This window comes from Pseudomonas sp. B21-031 (assembly GCF_024748985.1).
Lineage (GTDB): Bacteria > Pseudomonadota > Gammaproteobacteria > Pseudomonadales > Pseudomonadaceae > Aquipseudomonas > Aquipseudomonas kermanshahensis.
Map to the genome: position 1 here is coordinate 4951577 of NZ_CP087181.1, position 24335 is coordinate 4975911.

Annotated in this window: 26 protein-coding genes and 1 other RNA gene; 8 read left to right on the forward strand and 19 right to left on the reverse strand. The window is 61.5% G+C overall.

Going from position 1 to position 24335, the window contains the following annotated elements; genetic code table 11:
- Window positions 1-3: 3 nt before the first annotated feature.
- The 9 genes from mraY to rsmI form a co-directional block, all read right to left on the reverse strand.
- Window positions 4-1086 (reverse strand): phospho-N-acetylmuramoyl-pentapeptide-transferase, encoded by a 1083-nt coding sequence (gene mraY / locus LOY53_RS22070; RefSeq protein ID WP_027594013.1) that lies wholly within the window; start codon window positions 1084-1086, stop codon window positions 4-6.
- Window positions 1086-2453 carry a UDP-N-acetylmuramoyl-tripeptide--D-alanyl-D-alanine ligase gene (gene murF, locus LOY53_RS22075; RefSeq protein ID WP_252825750.1) on the reverse strand — a complete coding sequence of 456 codons (1368 nt, stop codon included), beginning with the start codon at window positions 2451-2453 and terminating at the stop codon, window positions 1086-1088. Before murF ends, mraY begins: the two co-directional genes overlap by 1 nt.
- Entirely contained in the window at window positions 2446-3936 is a 1491-nt protein-coding gene (locus tag LOY53_RS22080; protein WP_172961379.1) for a UDP-N-acetylmuramoyl-L-alanyl-D-glutamate--2,6-diaminopimelate ligase, read from the reverse strand. Before LOY53_RS22080 ends, murF begins: the two co-directional genes overlap by 8 nt.
- On the reverse strand, window positions 3933-5669 hold the full coding sequence (locus tag LOY53_RS22085) for a penicillin-binding protein 2 (protein WP_177323892.1): 1737 nt from the start codon (window positions 5667-5669) through the stop codon (window positions 3933-3935). Before LOY53_RS22085 ends, LOY53_RS22080 begins: the two co-directional genes overlap by 4 nt.
- Window positions 5669-5962: a cell division protein FtsL gene (ftsL, locus tag LOY53_RS22090; RefSeq protein ID WP_099430370.1), complete on the reverse strand. Its 294-nt coding sequence runs from the start codon at window positions 5960-5962 to the stop codon at window positions 5669-5671. The genes LOY53_RS22085 and ftsL overlap by 1 nt, the downstream gene beginning before the upstream one ends.
- On the reverse strand, window positions 5959-6906 hold the full coding sequence (gene rsmH / locus LOY53_RS22095) for a 16S rRNA (cytosine(1402)-N(4))-methyltransferase RsmH (RefSeq protein ID WP_027594008.1): 948 nt from the start codon (window positions 6904-6906) through the stop codon (window positions 5959-5961). The genes ftsL and rsmH overlap by 4 nt, the downstream gene beginning before the upstream one ends.
- Window positions 6903-7358, reverse strand: coding sequence for a division/cell wall cluster transcriptional repressor MraZ (gene mraZ / locus LOY53_RS22100; protein ID WP_004575120.1), 456 nt, complete (start codon window positions 7356-7358; stop codon window positions 6903-6905). The genes rsmH and mraZ overlap by 4 nt, the downstream gene beginning before the upstream one ends.
- 308 nt (window positions 7359-7666) lie before the next feature.
- Window positions 7667-8040, reverse strand: an RNA gene (gene rnpB, locus LOY53_RS22105) — RNase P RNA component class A.
- A gap of 67 nt (window positions 8041-8107) precedes the next feature.
- A complete protein-coding gene (rsmI, locus tag LOY53_RS22110; RefSeq protein ID WP_258703289.1) occupies window positions 8108-8983 on the reverse strand; it encodes a 16S rRNA (cytidine(1402)-2'-O)-methyltransferase in 876 nt (291 codons plus the stop codon).
- Between the two features lie 187 nt (window positions 8984-9170).
- Here rsmI and LOY53_RS22115 point away from each other — a divergent pair, with 187 nt between their 5' ends.
- The 5 genes from LOY53_RS22115 (at window position 9171) to LOY53_RS22135 (ending at window position 12975) form a co-directional block, all read left to right on the forward strand.
- Entirely contained in the window at window positions 9171-10988 is a 1818-nt protein-coding gene (locus tag LOY53_RS22115; RefSeq protein WP_252825752.1) for a penicillin-binding protein activator, read from the forward strand.
- Complete coding sequence (locus tag LOY53_RS22120) at window positions 10988-11359, forward strand: YraN family protein (protein WP_252825753.1); 372 nt, start codon at window positions 10988-10990, stop codon at window positions 11357-11359. The genes LOY53_RS22115 and LOY53_RS22120 overlap by 1 nt, the downstream gene beginning before the upstream one ends.
- A gap of 86 nt (window positions 11360-11445) precedes the next feature.
- Window positions 11446-12039: a phosphoheptose isomerase gene (locus LOY53_RS22125; RefSeq protein WP_012274070.1), complete on the forward strand. Its 594-nt coding sequence runs from the start codon at window positions 11446-11448 to the stop codon at window positions 12037-12039.
- Window positions 12036-12614 carry a BON domain-containing protein gene (locus LOY53_RS22130; protein WP_252825755.1) on the forward strand — a complete coding sequence of 193 codons (579 nt, stop codon included), beginning with the start codon at window positions 12036-12038 and terminating at the stop codon, window positions 12612-12614. The genes LOY53_RS22125 and LOY53_RS22130 overlap by 4 nt, the downstream gene beginning before the upstream one ends.
- 142 nt (window positions 12615-12756) lie before the next feature.
- Window positions 12757-12975 carry a YgdI/YgdR family lipoprotein gene (locus tag LOY53_RS22135; protein WP_099430372.1) on the forward strand — a complete coding sequence of 73 codons (219 nt, stop codon included), beginning with the start codon at window positions 12757-12759 and terminating at the stop codon, window positions 12973-12975.
- Between the two features lie 51 nt (window positions 12976-13026).
- On the opposite strand, the gene LOY53_RS22140 is transcribed toward LOY53_RS22135, so the two are convergent.
- The 7 genes from LOY53_RS22140 to rplM form a co-directional block, all read right to left on the reverse strand.
- The gene (locus tag LOY53_RS22140) at window positions 13027-13458 is read right to left on the reverse strand and encodes a ClpXP protease specificity-enhancing factor (protein WP_027594002.1); all 432 of its coding nucleotides are present in this window, start codon (window positions 13456-13458) and stop codon (window positions 13027-13029) included.
- Between the two features lie 10 nt (window positions 13459-13468).
- On the reverse strand, window positions 13469-14092 hold the full coding sequence (locus LOY53_RS22145) for a glutathione S-transferase N-terminal domain-containing protein (RefSeq protein ID WP_252825756.1): 624 nt from the start codon (window positions 14090-14092) through the stop codon (window positions 13469-13471).
- 117 nt (window positions 14093-14209) lie between these two features.
- Window positions 14210-14989, reverse strand: a complete 780-nt coding sequence (locus tag LOY53_RS22150; RefSeq protein ID WP_027594000.1) for a cytochrome c1 — start codon at window positions 14987-14989, stop codon at window positions 14210-14212.
- Window positions 14989-16200 carry a cytochrome bc complex cytochrome b subunit gene (locus LOY53_RS22155; RefSeq protein WP_027593999.1) on the reverse strand — a complete coding sequence of 404 codons (1212 nt, stop codon included), beginning with the start codon at window positions 16198-16200 and terminating at the stop codon, window positions 14989-14991. Before LOY53_RS22155 ends, LOY53_RS22150 begins: the two co-directional genes overlap by 1 nt.
- Window positions 16200-16793 carry a ubiquinol-cytochrome c reductase iron-sulfur subunit gene (gene petA / locus LOY53_RS22160; RefSeq protein WP_027593998.1) on the reverse strand — a complete coding sequence of 198 codons (594 nt, stop codon included), beginning with the start codon at window positions 16791-16793 and terminating at the stop codon, window positions 16200-16202. The genes LOY53_RS22155 and petA overlap by 1 nt, the downstream gene beginning before the upstream one ends.
- Window positions 16794-17055: 262 nt before the next feature.
- Window positions 17056-17448 (reverse strand): 30S ribosomal protein S9, encoded by a 393-nt coding sequence (rpsI, locus tag LOY53_RS22165; RefSeq protein WP_009404633.1) that lies wholly within the window; start codon window positions 17446-17448, stop codon window positions 17056-17058.
- Between the two features lie 14 nt (window positions 17449-17462).
- Window positions 17463-17891, reverse strand: coding sequence for a 50S ribosomal protein L13 (gene rplM / locus LOY53_RS22170; protein ID WP_008097538.1), 429 nt, complete (start codon window positions 17889-17891; stop codon window positions 17463-17465).
- Between the two features lie 257 nt (window positions 17892-18148).
- On the opposite strand from rplM, the gene LOY53_RS22175 reads away from it, so the two are divergent.
- Window positions 18149-19189 carry an NADP(H)-dependent aldo-keto reductase gene (locus LOY53_RS22175; protein ID WP_252825758.1) on the forward strand — a complete coding sequence of 347 codons (1041 nt, stop codon included), beginning with the start codon at window positions 18149-18151 and terminating at the stop codon, window positions 19187-19189.
- Between the two features lie 213 nt (window positions 19190-19402).
- Window positions 19403-20323 (forward strand): GlxA family transcriptional regulator, encoded by a 921-nt coding sequence (locus LOY53_RS22180; RefSeq protein WP_172960431.1) that lies wholly within the window; start codon window positions 19403-19405, stop codon window positions 20321-20323.
- A 179-nt stretch (window positions 20324-20502) separates the two neighbouring features.
- Here the strand turns inward: LOY53_RS22180 and zapE are convergent, their stop codons facing one another.
- From zapE to LOY53_RS22195, 3 genes are all read right to left on the reverse strand, one after another.
- On the reverse strand, window positions 20503-21597 hold the full coding sequence (gene zapE, locus LOY53_RS22185) for a cell division protein ZapE (RefSeq protein ID WP_027593995.1): 1095 nt from the start codon (window positions 21595-21597) through the stop codon (window positions 20503-20505).
- 109 nt (window positions 21598-21706) lie between these two features.
- Window positions 21707-23056 (reverse strand): tryptophan--tRNA ligase, encoded by a 1350-nt coding sequence (locus LOY53_RS22190; protein ID WP_252825762.1) that lies wholly within the window; start codon window positions 23054-23056, stop codon window positions 21707-21709.
- Between the two features lie 25 nt (window positions 23057-23081).
- Window positions 23082-23717: an alpha/beta hydrolase gene (locus LOY53_RS22195; RefSeq protein WP_252825764.1), complete on the reverse strand. Its 636-nt coding sequence runs from the start codon at window positions 23715-23717 to the stop codon at window positions 23082-23084.
- A gap of 135 nt (window positions 23718-23852) precedes the next feature.
- On the opposite strand from LOY53_RS22195, the gene LOY53_RS22200 reads away from it, so the two are divergent.
- The gene (locus tag LOY53_RS22200; protein ID WP_027593992.1) at window positions 23853-24290 is read left to right on the forward strand and encodes a YhcB family protein; all 438 of its coding nucleotides are present in this window, start codon (window positions 23853-23855) and stop codon (window positions 24288-24290) included.
- Window positions 24291-24335 lie beyond the last annotated feature (45 nt).

The following is a 24335-nucleotide window of genomic DNA, read 5'->3' on the forward strand; positions in this document are numbered from 1 at the left end:
CATCTACCTCAGTTTCAGGGTTGCAAGGCCGACCAGCACCAGAATCACGGTGATGATCCAGAAACGGACGATCACCCGTGGCTCAGGCCAGCCCTTGAGTTCAAAGTGGTGGTGGATCGGCGCCATGCGGAACACACGCTTGCCGGTCAACTTGAAGGAAGCGACCTGGATCACCACCGACAGGGTCTCCACCACGAAGATGCCGCCCATGATGAACAGGACGATTTCCTGGCGAACGATCACCGCGATGGTGCCCAGCGCGGCGCCCAGCGCCAGCGCGCCGACGTCACCCATGAAAACTTGCGCCGGGTAAGTGTTGAACCACAGGAAGCCCAGGCCGGCGCCGATCAATGCGCCGCAGAACACGATCAGTTCCCCCGAACCCGGCACATACGGGATCAGCAGGTACTCGGCGAATTTCACGTTACCCGACAGGTAGCAGAAGATGCCCAATGCACCGCCCACCATAACCGTTGGCATGATGGCCAGGCCGTCAAGGCCATCGGTGAGGTTGACCGCGTTGCTGGAGCCGACGATGACGAAATACGTCAGAACGATGAAGCCAACGCCCAGCGGGATGGTGACATCCTTGATGAACGGCAGGATCAGTGTGGTTTCGACGCTGGTCGGGGCGGTCTTGTAAAGGAAGACTGCAGCAGCCAGGCCAAACACCGACTGCCAGAAGTACTTCCAGCGGCTTGGCAAGCCACGGGAGTTCTTTTCGATCACCTTGCGGTAGTCGTCGACCCAGCCGATGGCGCCAAACGCCAGGGTGACGATCAGCACGACCCACACGTAGCGGTTGGACAGGTCAGCCCACAGCAGGGTGCTGACGGCGATAGCCGACAGGATCAGCGCGCCGCCCATGGTGGGGGTGCCGGATTTGGACAAGTGCGATTGCGGGCCGTCGTTACGGACAGCCTGACCGATCTGGCGGATCTGCAGGGTACGGATCATCCACGGGCCCAGCCACAGCGCCAGTGACAACGCGGTCAGTACACCGAGGATCCCGCGCAGGGACAGGTACTGGAAGACCGCGAAGCCTTTATGGAACTGTTGCAGATACTCAGCCAACAGCAGCAGCATTAATGTTTCTCCCCGCTTGAACCACACAAAGCCGCCACGACGTTTTCCATCGCAGCGCTACGCGAGCCCTTGATCAAGATTGTGGTGTCGCTGGCATTTTCGGCGCTAACCGCGTCGATCAGCTCAGCTTGAGTAGCGAAATGACGGCCATTGGCGCCGAACGCCTTGACCGCGTGTGTCATGTTGGTACCCACTGCGTACAGGGCGTCGACCTTGCCACGTGCGTAGTCACCCACCTGACGGTGGCCTTCTTCCGCCCATTGGCCCAATTCGCCGATATCCCCGAGCACCAGGACGGTGCGTCCGGAAAAGCCGGCGAGTATATCAATGGCCGCGCACATGGAGGTGGGATTTGCGTTGTAACTGTCGTCGATCACGCGCACACCGTTCGGCGCGATCTGCGCCACGGTGCGGCCCTTGACCGGTTGCACGGCGTTCAGCCCAACGGCGATGCCGCTCAGGCTCAGACCGACGGCATGGGCAGCGGCGGCGGCAGCCAGCGCATTGCTGACGTTGTGCTCGCCCAGCACGTTGAGTTGCACGTCTACGGTTTCACCGGCGCCATGCAGCTTGAACGACGGGCAACCACGCGCATCACGACCAATGTCAGTGGCATGGAAATCGGCGTTAGCGTCATTGCGGGCGAAGCTGATGACCGTGTGCGCCCCGGCACGTGCCTTCCAGATGCCAAAGGCCTTGTCGTCCAGGTTGAGGATGGCCGTGCCGCCCTCGCCCAGGCCTTCGAGGATCTCGCCCTTGGCTTCGACGATTTTCTCAGGGCCGCCGAACTCACCCACGTGGGCGGTGCCGGCGTTATTGATGATGACCACCTGGGGCTGGGTCAGGCCGACGGTGTAGCGGATTTCACCGATGCGCGAAGCACCGAGCTCGATCACCGCCGCGCTGTGCTCTGGGGCAATTTCCAGCAGGGTCAACGGGGCACCGAGGTCGTTGTTCAGGTTGCCGCGTGTGGCATGCACCAGGCCACGGGTGCGCAGGATGCTGGCCAGCATTTCCTTGACCGTGGTCTTGCCGCTGGAGCCGGTGATGGCTACGACAGGCTTGTCGAACGCAGCGCGGTTCAGCGCCCCGAGCTGGCCCAGGGCCAGACGGCAGTCGGCGACCAGTAACTGCGGCAGGTCGACATCGGCAACTTCGCGCTCGACCAGCGCGGCAACGGCGCCCTTGGCTTTTACATCGGCCAGGTAATCATGGCCATCGAAGCGTGGCCCCGCCAGTGCGACGAACAGCTGCCCGGCAGTGACGCTGCGGCTGTCGATGCTGACGCCGTCGAAGCTGGCGTCGGCGCTGACCAGGCGAGCACTCAGTGCTGTGGTCAGCTGGCTGAGTGTCATGGCTTTAAGCATGTGGAGCCTCCCAGGCTGCAAGTGCCTTCTCGGCTTCGACCAGATCGGAGAAATCGTGGCGCTCGCCGCGAATCTCCTGGTAATCCTCGTGCCCCTTGCCGGCCAGGACGATGACGTCATCGGCTGCGGCAGTGGCGATCAGGTGGGCGATGGCTTCGCCGCGGCCAGCGACGAATTCGACGCTGTCTGGCGTGGCAAAACCAGGACGGATATCGTCGAAGATCCGCAGCGGGTCTTCACTGCGCGGGTTGTCATCGGTAACCAGCACACGATCGGCCAGGCGTTCAGCCACGCCGGCCATCAGCGGGCGCTTGCCTCGGTCACGGTCGCCACCGCAGCCGAACAGGCACAGCAGCTTGCCGTGCGCATGTGGGCGCAGGGCCTCGAGTACTTTTTCCAGGGCATCCGGGGTGTGGGCGTAATCGACCACCACCAGCGGTTTGTTGCCGCCACCCAAGCGCTGCATGCGGCCAACCGGCCCTTGCAACTGCGGGGTGACCTTGAGAATTTCGTCCAGCGAATAATCCAAGGCCAGCAGCGTGGCAACGGCCGCGAGCATGTTGCTCAGGTTGAAGCGGCCAAGCAGCTGGCTGCGCAAAGTACGCTCGCCCTGGGCGGTCACGAGGATTGCGCGCACGCCATCGTCATCGAAGGTGGCTTCACGGCAATACAGCGACGCTTCCGGGTTTTCCAGGCTGTAGCTGAGCAACCGGGTCTCGATATGATCGGCACTCGGACGGCGGGCATACGCCAACGCCAGGCGGCGGCCAAAATCGTCGTCCAGGTTGACCACCTGGCAGCGCAGGCTGCGCCAGGCGAACAGCTTGGCCTTGGCAGCTTCATAGGCCTCCATGCTGCCGTGGTAATCCAGATGATCACGGGACAGGTTGGTCATGACCGCGATATCGAATTCCAGCGCGGCGACACGCCCCTGCTCCAGGGCATGCGAGGACACCTCCATCGCTACAGCCTTGGCACCGCCCTTTTTCAGGTCGTAGAGCGTCGACTGCACCGCGATCGGGTCCGGCGTGGTCAGGCGGCCGCTCTGCAGCTCACCGTAGAAGCCGGTACCCAGGGTGCCGATCAGGCCACAACGCTGGCCCAGCACGTCAAGCGCCTGCGCCACCAACTGAGTGACACTGGTCTTGCCGTTGGTGCCGGTAACGCCAACCAGGTTCAACTGGCGGCTCGGTTCGCCATAGAAGCGACCGGCGATATCCGACAGCTGAGCGATCAGGCCCTTGACCGGAATCAGCGGCACGTCGGTGATCGGCAGCACGGTAGCGCCCTGCTCTTCGTAGGCAACGGCGGCAGCGCCACGGGCCAAGGCGTCGGCAATATGGTCGCGGCCATCAACCTTGGCACCCGGGACGGCCAGGAACAGGTCACCCGGACGCACGGCGCGGCTGTCCAGGGTCAGCTCACGAATCAGCGGATCGCGGCTGGCGTGGGCGAAAAGCTTGCTCAATGGCATTGTCATCATCCACGCCCTCCCTTGGCGGTAGCTGCAGTGACTTGTGGTTGTGCGGTGGGTGGCGGCGGCAGGTTGTCTGGCGGCACGTTCATCAAACGCAGGGTGCCCGACATGACCTTGCTGAACACAGGCGCCGAAACCAGACCACCGAAGTAGCCGCCCTTGCTCGGTTCATCGATGACCACGACGATGGCGTAACGCGGATCGCTCATCGGGCCGAAGCCTGCGAACAGCGAGCGGTAGGCGTTTTCGGTGTAACCCTTGGAACCGACGGTCGCTTTACGCGCCGTACCGGACTTGCCACCCACGTGATAGAACGGCACCTGCGCACGGAATACCCCGCGCGGAGCCTCGATCACCTGCTGCAGCATGCCTTGGACGGTTTCGGCGGTTTCTTTCGGAATCGCCTGAACGGCTTCGGGCGCCTTGTCCACCTTGAGGATCGACAGCGGCACCATCTTGCCGTCGTTGGCCAGCGCCGCGTAGGCATGCACCAGCTGCAGGGCGGTCACCGACACGCCATAGCCATAGGACAGGGTCGCGGTCTCGGCCTTGCGCCACTCACGGTGGTTAGGCAGGTTGCCCACCCGCTCGCCCGGGAAGCCCAGGCCGGTGTATTGCCCCAGGCCGACCTGGGACATGACCCGGTAGATGGCCTCGCCGCCGATGTCGAAAGCAATCTTGCTCATGCCGACGTTGGAGGAGTTGATCAGGATGCCGGTCAGGTCGAGGATCGGGCCCTCGCTGCGGGAAACGTCCTTGATGGTGTAGCGGCCGATCTGCAGGCTGCCCGGGTAAACCTCGACCTTGTCGGTGGTTTTCCAGCGCCCGCTCTGCAGCGCCGCACTCATGGAGATCGGCTTGACGGTCGAACCTGGCTCGAACACGTCGATGATCGCCCGGTTACGCATCGCGGCAGGGAACATGCTGCGGCGGTTGTTTGGGTTGTAGGTCGGCTGGTTGACCATGGCCAGGACCTCACCGGTCTTGACGTCCATGATCACCAGGCTGCCGGCCTTGGCTTCCTGTTCGGCAATGGCGTTGCGCAGTTCACGGGTGGCCAGGTATTGCAGGCGCAGGTCTATCGACAACGCCAAGGTCTTACCGGCCTTGGCGTTTTTGGTGACCTGGATGTCCTTGATCAGCCGGCCGCGCCGGTCCTTGATCACCTGTCGCTTGCCCGGCACGCCGGCCAGCCATTCGTCGTAGGCCAGCTCTACCCCTTCACGCCCGTGGTCATCGAGGTCGGTAAAGCCGACCATGTGCGCGGTGACATCACCGGCCGGGTAGAAGCGGCGGAATTCTTCCAGGCCATACACGCCCGGCACTTTCAGGTCGAGCACCTGCTGGCCCTGCTCCGGGGTCAGCCCGCGGACCAGGTAGATGAATTCCTTGTTGGCCTGTTGGGTCAGGCGCTCGGTCAACTGCTGGGCGTTTTGCCCCAATGCAGCCGCCAGTTGCGGCCAACGGTCCTTGGCAGCCTGCATTTCCTTGGGGTTAGCCCACAGGGTGGTGACCGGCGTACTGACCGCCAGCGGCTCGCCGTTGCGGTCGGTGATCAGGCCACGGTGCGCAGGAATCGGAATATGCCGCAGGCTGCGGGCGTCACCCTGGCCCTTGAGGAAGTCACGGTCGACGACCTGCAGGTCGATGATGCGCCAGCAGATGGCACCCACCATCAGCGCCAGCAAACCGATCACTACCCGGAAGCGCCAGGGGTAGAGTGCGCCTTCGAGCTTCATCATGGCGCCACCATCCGCACTTCGTCAGCCGCAGGGACGCGCATTTTCAATTGCTCGGAAGCGAGGCTCTCGATACGGCTGTGGGCGGTCCAGGTGCTTTGCTCAAGGATCAAGCGCCCCCACTCGGCCTGGGCCTTGTCACGCTCGTTCAATTCGCCGTACAGGGTATTGAGCAACTGACGGTTCCAGTGGGCGCTGTAGGACACGGCGATGGCCGAAACCAGGACACCGACGAACAGCAGAAGCATCAGGAAGCTTCCGCCTGGCAATGGCTTGGCAAACAGCCTGCTCACCGCAGCTTCTCCGCCACCCGCATCACGGCGCTGCGCGACCGCGGGTTGGCCTTGAGCTCAGCCTCGGACGCGAACTGCGCCTTGCCGATGAGCTTGATTTTCGGTTCGAAGACCTTGTGCTGTACCGGCAGGTTGCGCGGCAGGTTGTCTGCCTCGCCCTTGACCAGCTTGCGCATGAACAATTTGACGATGCGGTCTTCGAGCGAGTGGAAGCTGATGACCGCCAGGCGACCACCGATTTCCAGCGCATCAAGCGCGGCCTCAAGCCCAGCCTCAAGGTCACCCAACTCGTTGTTGACGTGGATGCGCAGGCCTTGGAAGGCGCGGGTGGCCGGGTTCTTGCCCTTTTCCCACGCCGGGTTGGCGACCTTGAGCACTTCGGCCAGGTCGGCAGTACGGGTGAAGGGCTGCTTTTCGCGGCGTTCAACGACCGCGCGCGCCATGCGCCCGGCAAAACGCTCCTCGCCGTACTCTTTGAATACGCGGGCAATTTCTTCCACGGGTGCGGTAGCGATGAACTCGGCCGCACTGATGCCCTGGTCAGGGTTCATGCGCATGTCCAGCGGGCCATCATTGAGGAAACTGAAGCCGCGTTCAGGATCATCCAGCTGTGGCGAGGAAACGCCCAGGTCAAGCAGGATACCGCTGACCTTGCCAGCCAGACCACGTTCGGCCACCTCGGCGCCCAACTCGGCAAAGCTGCGCTGCACAATGACAAAGCGGCCGTCTTCGGCCGCCAGCGCTTGCCCTGTGGCAATCGCCTGTGGATCTTTGTCGAAGCCCAGCAGCCGCCCTTGCGGCCCGAGTTTACTGAGGATCAGACGGCTGTGTCCGCCACGGCCAAAGGTGCCGTCCAGATAGCAACCGTCGGCGCGCAGGGCCAATGCCTCGACAGCTTCGTCGAGCAGGACGGTAATGTGGTTGAAGCCGCTATCTATGGTCACAGGATCAGGTCACGCAATTCGTCGGGCATGGCGCCCGGTTGTTGAATAGCTGCAAGGTCGGCTGCCGAAACCGCGTTCCAGGCATCCTCATCCCACAGCTGGAATTTGTTCAGTTGCCCCACCAGCATCGCCTTCTTGTCGAGCTTGGCGTACTCACGCAGGCGGGGCGGTACCAAGAAACGCCCACTGCCATCGAGCTCCAGGTCAACCGCATTACCGATCAGCAAACGCTGCAGGCGGCGGTTTTCCTCACGCAACGACGGCAAGGCACGCAACTTGGCTTCTATCTGTTCCCACTCATCAAGCGGGTAGACACACAAGCAGGGGTCTACAGCATCGATGGTCACGATCAGCTGACCATTGCAACGCGAATCGAGCTCGTCGCGGTACCGGCTCGGCATGGCGAGACGGCCTTTGGCATCGAGGCTGACGGCGTTGGCTCCGCGGAACACGGCTGCGATTCCCCACAATGGTAGCTTTTTTGTGCCAGAAAACCCACTTCATCCCACTTTCTGCCACTTGCGCACACTATAGGAATCCGCCCGCTGCACCGTCAAGGCACGTTCATAAGGAAAAGCCTTACAGGACCGAGATTTAGCGCGATAAAGGAATGCGGAAAGAGTTCAGGCGGGAAAAAAACACGAGAAAAATCAAACCCACGCAAGCGTATGGAGTTCGAAGTTAAAGTGATTTATTAAGAGTAAGATTTTTTCGGTATTACCAGAGCGCGCCTGCTATCGATTCAAGCAGGGAGGGAGAGGTGGAGAGTCGATCTGTAAGCCGGGTTTTGTCGAGGACAGTCATTCCTCTACGACGGCCATCACTGGACGCCTCTAGCAACCTACCCGGTTCCGACGCGGGCCACGCCTAATGGAACCCTATTTGGTCTTGCTCCGAGTGGGGTTTACCTAGCCACGAACTGTTGCCAGTCGCGCGGTGCGCTCTTACCGCACCTTTTCACCCTTACCGGCACCGAAGTGCTTAGGCGGTTATTTTCTGTGGCACTTTCCGTAGGCTCACGCCTCCCAGGCATTACCTGGCACTCTGCCCTATGGAGCCCGGACTTTCCTCCCCCTGCCGTTTCGCAACAAAAGCTGCGGAACAAAAGCAGGCAGCGACTGTCCAATCGACTCTCCGCTGACAAGGTTAACGGCAGCCGCGCTCAAGAACAAGCGATACCGTAAACTATATCAAATTGCCACTACTGTGCTTTCTGCTTTTCCAGGGCAAGTTGATACAACAGGTTCTTGCGTACACCGGTTATTTCCGCCGCAAGTGCCGCCGCCCGCTTGAGCGGCAACTCCGCTAACAGCAAGTCCAGCACACGCTGCGCCTCGACACTGATGGCCTGCTCGCCCTCAGGCGCACTCCAGCCCCCCACCAATACAACGCACTCACCGCGCTGCTGATTGCTATCGGCCGCGACAAAAGCACGCAGTTCGGCCAAGGGCAGGCCCTTGAGGGTTTCGAAGGTTTTGGTCAGCTCGCGCGCCAACAGCGCCGGGCGCTCGCCACCGAACACCGCCTCCATGTCTTCGAGGCACTCGAGGATGCGGTGAGGGGCCTCATAGAAGATCAACGTACGCGGCTCTTCCTTTACCTGCTCCAGGCGTGCTCGACGCCCCGCCGTCTTCGCCGGCAAAAAGCCTTCGAAGATAAAACGGTCGGAGGGCAGGCCCGCCGCAGAGAGCGCGGCGATCAGCGCGCACGCACCGGGCACCGGCACCACGTTCACACCCGCCGCCCGCGCCTGGCGCACCAAGTGGTAGCCAGGGTCGGAAATCAACGGCGTACCGGCGTCGGACACCAGCGCCACGTTGTCGCCGGCCAACAGCTTGGTCAGGAAACGCCCACCTTCGTCACGTTCATTGTGCTCATGGCAGGCCGCCAGCGGTGTGTCGATACCGAAATGCTGCAGCAGGCGGATCGAGTGGCGCGTGTCCTCGGCCGCGATCAGGGCGACATCCGCCAGCACCTTCAGCGCCCTGGCGCTCATGTCGTCGAGGTTGCCGATGGGCGTTGCGACCACATACAGCGTCCCCACGGTGGATTTCGAAGCCCCTGCCACATCAGTCACTGCGCACACCTGTCTTTCGGATCAAAGGCGCCATTGTAGCCCGAGCGCCCGCAACAGGGCGCAAAGAACTTCGCAGGCGTTCACCGGCCAGCCGCCTATAGTGAAGGATCAGCATCAGCAACATCGCGCCCCGGCCAGTGCTTGGGTACAATTGCCGGCCAACTTGATCGAGTAACAGGACCTTTACATGATCGCTTGCCTGCGGCTGCTCTCAGCCCTCTGCCTCGCTACCCTGCTGGCAGCCTGCGCCAGCTCGCCCTCATCCAGCCTGGGCGAACTGCCGCGTACTCCGGACGCCAGTATCGAGCAACTGCTCGAAAAGGCCGCCTCCAGCAAGTCCGCGGAAGACGCCGCCCTGCTGCGCCTGAGCGCCGCGGACCTGGCGTACAAGCAGAAGGACTACCCGCGCGCCGCACGCATTCTCGAGCAGGTCCCGATGGACACGCTCAAGCCCGCCCAGCAAGTGTTCGCCAGCACCCTTGGCGCCGAGCTGGCAATGAGCCGCAACCAGCCCAAAGCGGCGCTGAGCGCGCTGTCGCACCCCAGCTTGCAGCGCGTTGGCGAACTGCCGGTAGAACAGCAAGCACGCACCTACAGCGTCCACGCGGCCGCCCTTGAAGCCGATGGCCAGTCGCTGGCAGCGGCACAACAGCGCATCCTGCTCGCCCCGCTGCTCAGCGGCCAGGCCGCCAGCACCAACAATGACGCCATCTGGGCACTGGTTGCCGCATTGCCGGCAGAGCAGTTGCAGCAGCCCGCCACCGACCCGGTCCTGGCCGGCTGGACCAGCCTGGCCCTGGCGGTGAAAACCGCCGGCACCCTGGAGCAACAGCAAGCCGCTATCGATGCCTGGCGCAAACAGCACCCGGACCACCCGGCCGCCCAGCAACTGCCGGTGGCGCTGGTCAAGCTCAAGGAGCTGGCCAGCCAGCCATTGACCAAAATTGCCCTGCTGCTGCCCCAGGAAGGGCCTTTGGCGGGTGTCGCCCGCGCGCTGCGCGATGGCTTCATGGCCGCTCACTTCCAGGCCCAGCAGTCGGGCCAACCGGCGCCAGCCGTGCAGGTGTTCGACAGCTCGCGGATCACCTCGCTGGACGACTTCTACCGCCAAGCCCAGGCCGCTGGCGTGCAACTTGTAGTCGGCCCGCTGGAAAAGCCCCTGGTGAAGAAGCTCGCTGCTAATCAGCAGTTGCCAATCACCACGCTGGCACTGAACTACGCAGACGCCGGCCAAACAGCCCCGCCGCAACTCTTCCAGTTCGGCCTCGCCGCTGAAGACGAAGCCCGCGAAGTCTCGCGCCGCGCCCGCGCCGACGGCAAGGTACGTGCCGTTGCCCTGGTACCAAGCGGTGAGTGGGGCGACCGCGTGCTCGCCGCCTTCCGCAAAGACTGGGAAAGCAACGGCGGCACCCTGCTCGCCGCCGAGCGCATCGCTCAACCGGTCGCCCTGGCCCAGCAAATTGCCGACCTGTTCCAACTGCGTCAAAGCGAAGGCCGCGCCAAGAGCCTGCAAAGCACGGTAGGCGGCAACATCGCCGCGCAGCCATCGCGCCGCCAGGACATCGACTTCATCTTCCTCGCCTCGACGCCGCAGCAAGCCCAGCAGATCAAGCCGACGCTGAACTTCCAGTACGCGGGCGACGTGCCGGTCTATGCCACCTCGAACCTGTACAGCGCCAGCGGTGACGTCAACCAGTACAACGACATGAACGGCATTCGTTTCTGCGAAACACCGTGGCTGCTCGACACCAGCAACAGCCTGCGCCAGCAAGTGGTCCAACAATGGCCCCAAGCAGCCGGCAGCCTCGGCCGCCTGTACGCCATGGGTGTGGATGCCTACAGCCTGGCACCCCGCCTGGGCCAGCTGAAAGCCTTGCCGGATAACCGCATCCAGGGCCTGTCCGGCAGCCTGAGCATGAACGCCAACCAGCGCATCGAACGCCAACTGCCATGGGCCGAGTTCGCAGGCGGCCAGGTCAAGCGCCTGCCAGACACCGCCCGCTGATGCCCGACGCATCGCCTACCCAGGCCGGCCAGACAGCCGAAAACCAAGCCCTTGCGTTCCTTCAAGGGCAAGGTTTGCAGCTGCTGACACGCAATTGGCGATGCAAAGGCGGTGAGCTTGATCTGGTCATGCTCGACGCCGATACAGTAGTATTCGTCGAAGTCCGCTACCGGCTGCACGCGAGCTTCGGTGGCGCCCTCGGCAGTATCGACGGGCGCAAGCAGAAACGGCTGGTGCTGGCTGCCAGCCTTTTCCTGCAGAAGGAATGCCGCTGGGCCACACACCCCTGCCGCTTCGACGTTGTCGCCCTGCAGGGCAGCCACCACGCAGGCAGACCGCTTCAATGGCTGAAAAACGCCTTCGAATGCTGAACCCACTTCGTATTTTTTGCTCTATGTTTCGCGGGCTGGTCGTTGATGCGCGCAGCAAAGGCCACCGCCCCACTTAAGGTCACCAGATGGACATGCAATCCCGAATTCGCCGGCTGTTCCAAGCCAGCATCGATACCAAGCAACAGGCAATGGACATCCTGGCACCGCACATCGAGCAGGCCAGCCTGGTCATGGTCAATGCGCTTCTCAACGAGGGCAAGATGCTCGCCTGCGGCAACGGCGGCTCGGCCGGCGATGCCCAGCACTTCTCGTCAGAGCTGCTCAACCGCTTCGAGCGCGAGCGCCCGAGCCTGCCAGCCATCGCATTGACAACCGACAGCTCGACGCTGACCTCGATTGCCAATGACTACAGCTACAACGAAGTCTTTTCCAAACAGATTCGCGCCCTGGGCCAGCCCGGCGATGTGTTGCTGGCGATTTCCACCAGCGGCAACTCGGCCAACGTGATTCAAGCGATCCAGGCCGCACATGATCGCGAAATGATTGTCGTAGCATTGACTGGACGTGACGGTGGCGGCATGGCCTCGCTGCTGCTGCCCGAGGACGTGGAAATCCGCGTGCCCTCGACAGTCACCGCGCGTATCCAGGAAGTCCACCTGCTGGCGATCCACTGCCTGTGCGACCTGATCGACAGCCAACTGTTCGGGAGTGAAGAATGACCCCTATGCGCCTTGGCCTGATGGCCCTGACCCTGTGCCTGAGCGTTACCGGCTGCAGCTCGGTGCTGACCTCCACCCGCAATTCGCCAATCGAGGACGATCGCGGCACACGCACCATCGGCAGCAAGATCGATGACTCGCTGATCGAAACCAAGGCTGCGGTGAATATTTCCAAAGCCAGCCCAGACCTGGACAAGGGCTCGCACATCGTTGTCAGCAGCTACAACGGTATTGTCCTGCTCGCTGGCCAAACCCCGCGCGCCGACCTCAAGACCCTGGCCGAGCAGACTGCAGGCCAAGTGCAGCGGGTGAAGAAGGTGCACAACGAACTGCAGGTAATGCAGCCGTCCTCCATCCTCGCGCGCAACAACGACGCCTGGCTGACCACCAAAATCAAGACCCAGATGCTGACCGATAACGCCGTGCCAAGCTCGCGCATCAAGGTGATTACCGAAAACGGTATCGTCTACCTGCTCGGCCTGGTGACCCAGCAAGAGGCCAACGCCGCCACCGGCGTGGTCCAGAGCGTGTCGGGCGTGCAGAAGATCGTCAAGCTGTTCGAGTACATCGACTGATTCATTGGCCTGTTCCGATCTCATCGCCGGCAAGCCGGCTCTCGCAGGGTTCGTGGTTTACCTGTGGGAGCCGGCTTGCCGGCGATGAGGTGCGTACAGGCCACCACAAAGCTTTACCCTTCAGAAATTCAGGAAACACCGCATGAAGAAGCTCCTGCTGCCCGCCCTGCTGATTGGCACCTTCGCTACCCTGGCCGGCTGCTCCACCCCCAGCCTGATCACCCTGAACGACGGCCGCGAGTTCCAGGCCGTCGACGCGCCGCGCTACGAGAAGGCCACCGGCTTCTACGAGTTCCAGCAACTCGACGGCAAACGCACCCGCATCAACAAAGACCAGGTGCGCACCATCAGCGACCTGTAATCGCAGGTGCAGCGCAAATAAAAAGGCGATCCGGTTGGATCGCCTTTTTTGTTACTTGACCACTTTGAGGCTCGGCCGGCCCGTCGGACGCGGCGGCTGGCCACCCCCTTCAGGTGGGCCGTCATCATCCGGCTCGACGTCGTCGTCTTCCAGTTCATCGCCTTCCAGCAACGACGGCTCCAGCTCAAAGACCATGCCCTGCCCGTTCTCACGGGCGTAGATACCGAGGATCGCACCAATCGGCACGAACAACGTGTGGGCGACGCCGCCGAAGCGGCCTTCGAAGCTCACCGCATCGTTATCCATGTGCAGGCTGCGCACGGCGCTCGGCGAGATATTCAGGACAATCTGACCATCACTGGCAAAACCTTGCGGCACCTGGACTGCCGGGAATTCGGCATTGACCAGCATGTGGGGCGTGCAATCGTTGTCGACGATCCACTCGTACAGTGCTCGAACCAGATAGGGGCGACTGGAGTTCATCAACAGCTCCTTAAAGCTTGCGCATTTCACGTTCTACGGAGGACAGGCTCGCCACGAAAGGCTCGCGGGCGAACTGTCGCTCCATGTAATCCAGCAGCGGCTTGGCTTGCCGCGGCAATTCGATACCCATGACCGGCAAACGCCAGAGTATGGGCAATAGACAACAATCGACCAGGCTTTGCTCATCACTCATGAAGCAGGCGAACTCACCAAACAACGGCGAGACACCGGTCAAGCTCTCACGTAACGCCTTGCGCGCCTCGGCCCGGGCAGCGTCAGTGCTGCGCACGTCGAGCACGGTGTCCGCCAGGGCACACCAGTCGCGCTGGATGCGGTGCATGAGCAGGCGGCTGTTGCCACGCGCCACAGGGTACACCGGCATCAACGGTGGATGCGGGTAACGCTCTTCGAGGTATTCCATCACCACGGTCGACTCATACAACGCCAGGTCGCGGTCGACCAAGGTCGGCACGCTCCCATAGGGGTTCACCTCAACCAGCTTGGGCGGCAGACGACCAGGATCGACGTCGACGATGTGCACGCTGATGCCTTTTTCGGCAAGAACGAGGCGTACCCGATGAGAATAGTGATCAGCGGGATCGGAATAGCAGGCTAACCTGTTGGTTGCGCCCATGTAGCGCCTCCTCGCACGAGATGCTCGTAAAACTCTAAATGAAAACGCGCCCGGGGCACCCTGGCAAATCTGCTAGGGCCCCCCGGGCGCGTTCAACTACCAGAAATTACTGCGTGATCAGTGCACGTCCTTCCAGTATTCACGCTTGAGCAAATAGGCGAATACGAAGAAGAAAGCCAGGTACAGCAACACATAGGTACCAATGCGCTGGCTTTCCAGTTTGACCGGGTTGGCCGAATAGGCCAGGAAGGTCACCAGGTTCTTGACCTTCTCGTCGAACTGCTCGGTCGTCAGGGTACCGGAATTCGGCGTGATGGTCAGCTGGTCGCACGCTTCATGGGTCAATGGGCTGCCCGTCAGCGGGTCAAACTGCTTCTTGCCATCGACCACGCTCTGCACCTGCTTGCAGCCAACCACCTGGTTGCCCTGCAGGCCGACCAGCACGTTGGGCATGCCAACGTTAGGGAACACCTTGTTGTTCACCCCATAAGGACGCGACTTGTCCTCATAGAAGCTGCGCAGGTAGGTGTACAGCCAATCGGTACCCCGCACCCGGGCGACCAGGGTCAGGTCGGGTGGGGCGGCGCCGAACCAGGTCTTGGCATCGCTTGGCTTCATGCCGATGTTCATGTGGTCACCAATCTTGGCACCGGTGAACACCAGCTTTTCAAGCATCAGCTCGTGGGGGATGCCCAGGTCATCGGCGACCCGCTCGTAGCGCTGGAACTTGGCACTGTGGCAACCCATGCAATAGTTGGCAAAGGTACGCGCACCATCCTGCATGGCCGCTTTGTCGGTCAGGTCGATGTCGACCTTGTCCAGCTCCAGGCCGTGTTCCGCAGCGAAGGAAAAGGCAGGCATCACTGCCAGCAAAAATACTGCAATCAACTTTTTCATCAGCCAGTCACCCTTTCCGGAACCGGTTTGGTCTTCTCGAGCCTTGTGTAGAACGGCATCAGCAGGAAGTAGGCGAAGTACAGCACCGTGCACACCTGCGACAGCAAGGTGCGCCCTGGTGTCGGTGCCAGCACGCCCAATATGCCGAGGATGACGAAGGCCACGCAGAACACCAGCAGGAAGAGCTTGCTGATCCAGCCTTTGTAACGCATGGAGCGCACCGGACTGCGGTCGAGCCAAGGCAACACGAACAGCACGGCGATGGCGGCACCCATGGCGATCACACCCATGAGCTTGTCAGGCACCGCACGCAAGATCGCGTAGAACGGCGTGAAGTACCACACCGGTGCAATGTGCTCAGGCGTCTTGAAGGCGTTCGCCTGCTCGAAGTTCGGTTTCTCCAGGAAGTAACCGCCCATTTCCGGGAAGAAGAACACCACGGCGCAGAACACGAAGAGGAACACGACCACGCCGACAATGTCCTTGACGGTGTAGTACGGGTGGAACGGAATGCCGTCCAGCGGGATACCGTTTTCATCCTTTTTCTTCTTGATGTCGACGCCATCGGGGTTGTTCGAACCCACTTCATGCAAGGCCAGGATGTGCAGCACCACCAGGCCCAGGATCACGATCGGTAGGGCTACCACATGCAGGGCGAAGAAGCGGTTCAGGGTAATACCGGAAATCAGGTAGTCACCACGAATCCATTGGGTGAGGTCGTCGCCGATCACCGGAATCGCACCGAACAGCGAGATGATCACCTGGGCACCCCAGTACGACATCTGCCCCCAAGGCAGCAGGTAACCCATGAAGGCCTCTGCCATCAGCGCCAGATAGATCAGCATGCCGAACAGCCAGACCAGCTCACGTGGCTTCTGGTAGGAGCCGTAGAGCAGCCCGCGGAACATGTGCAGGTAGACCACGATGAAGAACGCCGACGCACCGGTGGAATGCAGGTAGCGCAGGATCCAGCCGTATTCCACGTCACGCATGATGTACTCGACCGAGGCGAAGGCCTCTTCCGCCGAGGGCGTGAAGCTCATGGTCAGCCACACACCGGTGACGATCTGGTTGACCAGCACCAGCAACGCCAGGGAGCCGAAGAAATACAGGAAGTTGAAGTTCTTGGGCGCGTAATACTTGCTCAGGTGGTCTTCCCACATCTTGGTGGCGGGGAAGCGCGCATCAATCCAGTCCATGAACTTGCTCATCATGCGTTCTCCTGATCGACGCCGATGACAATGATGTCGTCCGACTCATACGAGTGCGGCGGCACTGGCAGGTTGAGGGGCGCCGGCTGCGACTTGTAGACACGGCCAGCCAGGTCGTAGTGGGACCCGTGGCACGGGCAGAAATAGCCCCCTACCCACTTTGGCCCCAGGTCGGCGGGCGCCACTTCAGGGCGGAACGTCGGCGAGCAGCCCAGGTGGGTGCACAGGCCTACGAGAATGAGTATTTCCGGCTTGATCGAGCGCACCTGCGGGTCGACGTAGGTGGGTTGCACCGAGGCCTTCGACTCGGGGTCGGACAGGTCTGCGGTAATTTTCTTGAGGTTCCCGAGGATCTCCTCCGTTCGCCGTACGATGAACACAGGCTGGCCACGCCACTCGGCCACCATCTGCTGCCCGGCCTCGACCTTGGCGATATTCACCTTCACCGGTGCACCCGCGGCTTTCGCCTTGGCACTGGGAAACCATGACCCCACGAACGGTACCGCAGCCCCCACTGCCCCCGCCGCCCCGACCACAGAGGTCGCGGCTACGAGGAAGCGGCGCCGGCCTGCGTTGACGCCGTCATTGCTCATTCAGTCCTCTCCCATCAGCTTGCTTGGCCTGTTGGATCAGGCCTGTACTTAGGTAATGTCTGTGGCACTAAAAATTGGCCGCCATGGTAAGAAACAAATCCACACACTGACAAGGTGATTACCCAGTTGCGGGCTACAACCCTCGCTTTGCTTGATCTGCGTCTATGCGGTAAGCCGTCACGGACATGCTGACAGGTTAGTTCAAGACATAAAAAAAGCCCGGTTCCAAAGGAACCGGGCTTTTTCGACTGCCGAAGCGAAATTAACGCTTGGAGTACTGAGGACGCTTACGCGCTTTACGCAGACCCACTTTCTTACGCTCAACTTCACGAGCGTCGCGGGTGACGTAGCCAGCACGACGCAGAGCGCCACGCAGGGTTTCGTCGTATTCCATCAGAGCGCGGGTGATACCGTGACGGATCGCACCGGCTTGACCGCTGACACCACCACCAGCAACGGTGACGTAGATGTCGAACTTCTCAACGGTCTCGGTCAGTTCCAGCGGCTGGCGAACAACCATGCGAGCGGTTTCGCGGCCGAAGAACACGTCCAGAGAACGGTTGTTGATGGAAATGTTACCAGTACCCGGACGCAGGAAAACGCGAGCGGTTGCGGTCTTGCGACGGCCAGTGCCGTAATTTTGAGTCGCCGACATAATGAACTATCCCGTTAGATCTTCAGTTCTTGAGGCTGCTGAGCAGTGTGTGGGTGAGCAGCACCCGCGTACACTTTCAGCTTACGGTACATGTCGCGACCCAGCGGGTTCTTCGGCAGCATGCCTTTGACCGCGGTTTCGATAACACGCTCAGGGGCCTTGGCGATCAACTTCTCGAAGTTGATTTCCTTGATACCGCCTGGGAAGCCGGAGTGGGAGTAGTACATTTTGTCGGAAGACTTGGCGCCAGTTACACGGATTTGCTCGGCGTTGATGACGACGATGTAGTCGCCGGTGTCAACGTGAGGGGTGTATTCTGGTTTGTGTTTGCCACGCAGACGGCTAGCGATTTCGGTAGCCAGACGACCCAGGGTCTGGCCAGCGGCGTCGACTACGAACCACTCGCGCTTTACTGTTTCCGGTTTAGCAGTAAAAGTTTTCATTCTCTAAAGCCTCAGAGGCCGCCCAGCGAAAAATAGACGGCGAATCTTACTGGATAGTGCACAGCTTGCCAAGGGCAAGCGCGCAGCCGAACACAGACGCTTTTGGGGGCTCGGGTCGGGCACGCCAATGTTCGACGGGGTTCTTCCTGCGTGGTGGTGCATCACTTCCGCCACACGGAGAGGTGCCGAATTATCCAGATTGCGCGAAAAATTTCAACCTGCTTTTATGGGCTTCTTTACCAAGGAGAGTTTTCCCGATGGAATACCGCCAGCTCGGCCGTACCGATCTCAACGTCAGCGCCCTGTGCCTGGGCACCATGACCTGGGGCGAACAGAACGTTCAGGACGAGGCCTTCAAGCAGATTGCAATGGCCAAGGCCGCCGGGGTCAACTTCATCGACACCGCCGAAATGTACCCGGTGCCACCGCGCCCAGAGACCTATGCCGCCACCGAGCGCATCATCGGCAATTGGTTCCGCGAGCAGGGTGATCGCGACGACTGGATCCTGGCCAGCAAGGTCGCAGGCCCCGGCAACGGCATCAGCCACATCCGTGATGGCCAGCTCAAGCACAACCGCCAGCACATCGTCGCGGCGCTGGAAGAAAGCCTGAAGCGCCTGCAAACCGACCGCATCGACCTGTACCAGCTGCACTGGCCGGAGCGCAGCACCAACTTCTTCGGCAAGCTGGGCTATCAGCACCTGCCACAGGACCACTTCACCCCACTGGAAGAGACCCTCGAAGTGCTCGACGAGCAGGTGCGCGCGGGCAAAATCCGCCACATCGGCCTGTCCAACGAAACGCCGTGGGGCACCATGAAGTTCCTGCAGTTGGCAGAAGCCCGCGGCTGGCCGCGCGCGGTGTCGATCCAGAACCCGTACAACCTGCTCAACCGCAGTTTCGAGGTGGGCCTGGCGGAAATCGCGATCCGTGAGCAATGCGGGCTGCTGGCTTATTCGCCACTGGCCTTTGGCATGCTGTCGGGCAAATACGAGAACGGCGCCCGGCCAGAAAAAGGCCGCCTGACGCTGTTCAGCCGCTTCGCCCGCTACTCCAACCCGCAGACCGTGGCAGCCTGCAGCCGTTATGTGCAACTGGCCCAGGCACATGGGCTGGACCCGGCGCAAATGGCCCTGGCGTTCGTCACACGCCAGCCGTTCGTGACCAGCAACATTATCGGTGCGACTAGCGTCGAACAGCTCGAGAGCAACCTGGCGAGCCTGGACCTGAAGCTAAGCGATGAGCTGCTGGCGGCGATCGAGGCGATCCATCAGGACCAGCCCAACCCGGCGCCCTGAACCGAGTGCAGCGCTGTCCCTTTCGCGGGTGAACTCGCGAAAGGGACCGTGCAATTCTGCGGGGTAGACACAATCGCCAAAAAATAAGACGATCCAGCCGGTGATTGACCACTCTACCCTATAAGAACAATGACAATGATGTTTACCCAACCCTCCGCGTCGCTGCGGCGCGTCAGCATCCTGGCCATTGACAAGGTGTTCGCTTCGACCTTGATGCAAGCCAAGGATTTCTTCCACCTCGCCAGCCTGCGGTACAGCAAGCAGTTGGGCCTGGGCCTGCAGCCCATGTTCGAAATTGGCCTGGTGAGCCCGGACGGCCAGCCCGTGGACAGCTTCAGCAATGTCCAGCTGCCGGTCGACGGCGGCCTGAACGATGCCGATATCATCATCCTCCCAGCGTTCTGGGACGACTTCGACAACCTCATGCAGCGTTATCCACAGGTGTTGCCGTGGCTGCGCGAGCAACATGCCCGTGGCGCCGTGCTGTGCGCTGAAGCCTCTGGCGTATTTTGGCTGGCCGAGTCCGGCCTGCTCGACGGCAAGGAGGCGACGACCTACTGGCGTTTCTTCGCCAATTTTGCCGAGCGTTTTCCGAAAATCCGCCTGAACCAGGACAAGCACCTGACGGATGCCGACAATATCTATTGCGCGGGCGGCGCCACGTCGGCCTGTGACCTGTATATCTACCTGATCGAGCGCTTCTGCGGTGCCAACGTGGCCCGCGCCGTGGCCCGCGACATCCTTTACGAAGTGCAGCGCAACTACACCCCGGGGCGCATGGGTTTTGGTGGGCAGAAACTGCACCAGGACTTGATCATCCTGCAGATCCAGCATTGGCTGGAAGAGCACTTCGCCGACAAGTTCCGCTTCGAGGACGTGGCCCGCAACCACGGCATGAGCATTCGCAACTTCATGCGGCGCTTCCAGGGCGCGACGGGCGACAAGCCGCTGCATTACCTGCAACGGCTACGGATCGAGACCGCCAAGGGCTTGTTGTCGAGCACCCGCAAGAGCATCAAGACCATCAGCTACGAAGTGGGCTACGACGACGCCAGCTTCTTTGCCCGGTTGTTCCGCCAGCACACGGAGTTGTCGCCGAACCAGTATCGGCAGCAGTTCATGCAAGAGGCTTGAAGCCTAGGGGGCCGCTTCGCGCCCCATCGCCGGCAAGCCGGCTCCTACAGGGACCGCGCGGAACTTGTGGGAGCAGCCCTTTGGACCGAGTTGTCGAGCAGAGAACAAAGTTCGTAAGCGAGTTGCTGACCCTGTGGGAGCTGGCTTGCCAGCGATGGGCCGCAAAGCGGCCCCAGTATTCAAGGCTTGTGCGCGCGCGACAGGAACTCGTGCGACTGCATCTCCAGCAACCGGCTCAAGGTCCGCTGGAATTCAAAGCTCAGACGGCCACCGGTGTACAGGTCCTTCAACTCCACCTCAGCCGAAATGATCAGCTTGACGTTGCGGTCGTAGAATTCATCGACCATGTTGATGAACCGGCGGGCGATGTCATCGGTGGCAACGCCCATCTGCTCGACATTGCTCAGCAACACGGCATGGAAGATCTTGCCCAGCTCGATGTAGTCGTTCTGGCTACGCGGCCCGTCGCACAGGGCGCGGAAGTCGAACCAGGCGACGTCATCGCAGGTGCGCAAGGCGTTGATCGGGCGGTTCTCGATCATCAGCACGTCGTTCTCGACAGCCTGGGTGCACTCAGGGGTCAGCGCCTTGAAGCTGGCACGCATGCTCTGGTGTGCGGCGTCATTGAGCGGGAAGTGGAACAGTTCGGCCTGCTCCAGGTGACGCAAGCGATAGTCCACGCCACTGTCGACGTTCACCACGTCGGTGTACTGCTTGATCATGGCGATGGCGGGCAGGAAGCGCGCACGCTGCAGGCCGTCCTTGTAGAGGCCGTCCGGCACGATGTTGGACGTCGCCACCAAGGACACACCGTTCTTGAACAGCTCCTCCATCAAAGTGCCGAGGATCATCGCATCGGTAATGTCGGAAACGAAGAACTCGTCGAAGCAGATGACTTTGGCTTCGTCGCTGAAGCGCTTGGCGATGAGGGTCAGCGGGTTTTTCTCGCCCTTGAGGGTTTTCATTTCCTCGTGCACGCGCTTCATGAAGCGGTGGAAGTGCGTCCGCATCTTCTGCTTGAACGGCAGCGCTTCGTAGAAGGTGTCGACCAGGTAGGTCTTGCCACGCCCTACCCCACCCCAGAAGTACAGGCCCTTGACCGGCGTCTGCTCTTTCTTGCCGAACAGCTTGCCGAACACGCCCGGCTTGTTGTTCTGCGCGTGCACCAGGTCGTCGTACAGGCGCTGCAAGTGACGCACCGCAGTCTCCTGCGCCGCATCATGGAAGAAGTCGGGACGTTTCAGATCTGCTTGGTATCGTTCTAGGGGCGTCATGATTTCGTTAGCGAGGCAACAAAAAACGGGCCGTCACTGTAGCGACAGGCCCGCTTAATGGCAATCAGTCTGTAGGAGCGGGTCTGCCCGCTCCTACAGTCAAACTGTCTCAGTCCTGCTGTGGCGCCAGGGCCTCGTGCAGGCTTTGAACAGCCGCATCACGGGCTTCGGCCGTGTCGAACTGCGGCCCTTCAGCCACTTGCTCGCCATTCAGCCACAGGCTGAAGCTCAGCCCTTCAGCACGCACATCGGCTTCGCCACCTTGCTGCAGTTGCTTGCTTACGGCGCCAGCACTCTTGCCGTCGGCGAAGCTGCGCGACAGCAGCAGTTGCTCGCCGTCGGCGGCCAGCAGGCGGAAGCGGAAGCTGCCATCCTCGTCACGGAAGCTGACGAAACGCGCGCTCTTGGCGGCCTTTTTCTTCACTTCGGTGTTGGCCTGCACGCTGCTGCGGAACGAACGCAGGCCCACGGCCTCGCGCAGCTGCTCGAGGAACGGCGTGGCGATCTTGCGGGCCTTGGCGGCGCCGGCCAACAGGATGTCTTCCAGGTCCGATGGGCGCGAGATCAGTTGATGGTAGTGATCGCGCTTCTCTGCCAGTTGCCCATCCAGCAGCTGGAACAGACGCTGCTTGGCGTCGCCCCAACCCAGGCCCTGCAGCAGCTCTTCGCGGAAGCCGGCGCATTGCTCCGGCGTCGAGAAGGCCTGGTACAGGGTGAACAGGTGCGAAGTGTCCGGGTCTTTCGCTTCGCCTGGCGCGCGCGAGTCGGTCACGATGCGCGAAATGGCGTCTTTCATGTCCTTGGCACTGGTGAACAGTGGGATGGTGTTGTCGTAGCTCTTGGACATCTTGCGCCCGTCCAGGCCCGGCAACGTCGCCACGCTCTCTTCGATCACCGCCTCCGGCAGGGCGAAGAAGTCTTTGCCCTGGCCGAACAGGTGGTTGAAGCGCTGGCCAATGTCACGCGCCATTTCCACGTGCTGGATCTGGTCACGGCCGACCGGCACCTTGTGGGCGTTGAACATCAGGATGTCGGCGGCCATCAGCACCGGGTAGCTGAACAGCCCCATGGTCACGCCGGCGTCCGGGTCTTCACCGTTCTCGACGTTCTTGTCCACCGAGGCCTTGTAGGCATGGGCACGGTTGAGCAGGCCCTTTGCAGCAACGCAGGTCAGCAACCAGGTCAGCTCGGGGATCTCGGGGATGTCGGACTGACGGTAGAAGGTCACCTTGTCCGGATCGAGGCCACCGGCCAGCCAGGTGGCAGCGATTTCCAGGCGCGAGCGCTGGATGCGCAGCGGGTCGTCGCACTTGATCAGGGCGTGGTAGTCGGCCAGGAAGTAGAACGAATCGGCACCGGGTTGCTGGCTGGCGCGGATCGCCGGGCGAATGGCGCCGGCGTAGTTGCCCAGGTGCGGGGTGCCGGTGGTGGTGATACCGGTAAGGATGCGCGTGGTCATGGGTGTTCGCTTATTCAGGCTTGGCTCAATTCGAAAGGCGCGGCAGCAGCAGATCCTTCAGATCGGTCAGCTTGCCATGGAAGAAGTGTCCGCATTCTGCCACTTTCAGCAGCTCATGGGGGCGCGACAGGGTGTCAGACCATTCGTAGACCAACTGCGGATCGACGACCTCGTCGCTGTTGGGCTGCACCAGGGTGATCGGGCAGCGCTGCGGCAACGGGAATTCGTCTGTCAGGCGCATCACCGCCGGGGCAATCATGAACAGCTGTTGCAACTCAACGCCAGCGCTTTCCAGGCGCCCTGCCAGGCTGGTCGCGACGAAACCACCGAACGAGAAGCCCATCAGCACCACCGGCAGCTCAGGGTGCTTCGCGCGCAACCAGGCAGCCGCCGCCTCGGCATCGGCCACCTCGCCCGCGCCCATGTCATGGCTGCCGGCGCTTTGCCCGACACCCCGGTAGTTGAAGCGCAGGGTCACGTAACCGGCGTCACGCGCGGTGCGTTGCAACGTCGAAACCACCTTGTTGAGCATGGTGCCGCCCTGAACCGGGTTGGGGTGGCAGATCAGCACCACGCCGCGGGCATCGGCCACGTCCAGGTACAAGGCTTCCAACTGGCCACAAGGGCCATCGATGAACAAGGGGGTTTCGCGGACAAGCAAGGCACTACTCCGTGACCTCGGGAAGGGTCGATTCGTCTAGGTGAGGAATTCTGTTCTGATTTGCGATCGCTCGCGGTATACAGCGCAGGTCTGAGCCGTTAACGTAAAGCAAAGCCGTTTATAGAGGAAGGACTCGTGGAACTCTCGCTCCTTGTTTGGTTGTTGCCGACCCTGGCCCTGGTCATCGGCGTGGTGGTTGGTTTCGTCGTAGCCCGCCTGCTGCCCAATGCCGCGCCGAGCAGCACGCAACGTCAACTGGATGACATCCAGCAGCGTTTCGACAGCTACCAGAACGAAGTGGTCACCCACTTCAATAGCACCGCCGTACTGGTCAAGAAACTCACCCAGAGCTACCAGGATGTCCAGGACCACCTCGCCGATGGCGCCAACACCCTGGCCCTCGACGACGTCACCCGCCAGCGCCTGCTGGCCGCCCTGCACTCCGAAGCGGCCCAAGGCCCACGCGACCGCCTGACCCCGCCGAAGGACACCGCCGAAGTGCCACGCGATTACGCGCCAAAAACGCCGAACTCGCCGGGTATGCTCGATGAGAGCTACGGGCTCAAGCGTTGAGCTGATGCACTGAAAAAGGCCTCGAAAGAGGCCTTTTGTTTTCTG

Coding starts and splice junctions, on each gene's coding strand:
- LOY53_RS22085 (WP_177323892.1), bottom strand. CDS start 5,669: ATGAAGCTCGAAGGCGCACTCTACCCCTGGCGCTTCCGGGTAGTGATC.
- LOY53_RS22120 (WP_252825753.1), top strand. CDS start 10,988: ATGCCCGACGCATCGCCTACCCAGGCCGGCCAGACAGCCGAAAACCAA.
- LOY53_RS22180 (WP_172960431.1), top strand. CDS start 19,403: ATGCAAGCCAAGGATTTCTTCCACCTCGCCAGCCTGCGGTACAGCAAG.
- LOY53_RS22140 (WP_027594002.1), bottom strand. CDS start 13,458: ATGAACTCCAGTCGCCCCTATCTGGTTCGAGCACTGTACGAGTGGATC.
- murF (WP_252825750.1), bottom strand. CDS start 2,453: ATGCTTAAAGCCATGACACTCAGCCAGCTGACCACAGCACTGAGTGCT.
- rpsI (WP_009404633.1), bottom strand. CDS start 17,448: ATGTCGGCGACTCAAAATTACGGCACTGGCCGTCGCAAGACCGCAACC.
- rplM (WP_008097538.1), bottom strand. CDS start 17,891: ATGAAAACTTTTACTGCTAAACCGGAAACAGTAAAGCGCGAGTGGTTC.
- LOY53_RS22080 (WP_172961379.1), bottom strand. CDS start 3,936: ATGATGACAATGCCATTGAGCAAGCTTTTCGCCCACGCCAGCCGCGAT.
- LOY53_RS22135 (WP_099430372.1), top strand. CDS start 12,757: ATGAAGAAGCTCCTGCTGCCCGCCCTGCTGATTGGCACCTTCGCTACC.
- mraY (WP_027594013.1), bottom strand. CDS start 1,086: ATGCTGCTGCTGTTGGCTGAGTATCTGCAACAGTTCCATAAAGGCTTC.
- LOY53_RS22190 (WP_252825762.1), bottom strand. CDS start 23,056: ATGACCACGCGCATCCTTACCGGTATCACCACCACCGGCACCCCGCAC.
- LOY53_RS22145 (WP_252825756.1), bottom strand. CDS start 14,092: ATGGGCGCAACCAACAGGTTAGCCTGCTATTCCGATCCCGCTGATCAC.
- LOY53_RS22175 (WP_252825758.1), top strand. CDS start 18,149: ATGGAATACCGCCAGCTCGGCCGTACCGATCTCAACGTCAGCGCCCTG.
- LOY53_RS22115 (WP_252825752.1), top strand. CDS start 9,171: ATGATCGCTTGCCTGCGGCTGCTCTCAGCCCTCTGCCTCGCTACCCTG.
- zapE (WP_027593995.1), bottom strand. CDS start 21,597: ATGACGCCCCTAGAACGATACCAAGCAGATCTGAAACGTCCCGACTTC.
- LOY53_RS22130 (WP_252825755.1), top strand. CDS start 12,036: ATGACCCCTATGCGCCTTGGCCTGATGGCCCTGACCCTGTGCCTGAGC.
- petA (WP_027593998.1), bottom strand. CDS start 16,793: ATGAGCAATGACGGCGTCAACGCAGGCCGGCGCCGCTTCCTCGTAGCC.
- LOY53_RS22150 (WP_027594000.1), bottom strand. CDS start 14,989: ATGAAAAAGTTGATTGCAGTATTTTTGCTGGCAGTGATGCCTGCCTTT.
- LOY53_RS22155 (WP_027593999.1), bottom strand. CDS start 16,200: ATGAGCAAGTTCATGGACTGGATTGATGCGCGCTTCCCCGCCACCAAG.
- LOY53_RS22125 (WP_012274070.1), top strand. CDS start 11,446: ATGGACATGCAATCCCGAATTCGCCGGCTGTTCCAAGCCAGCATCGAT.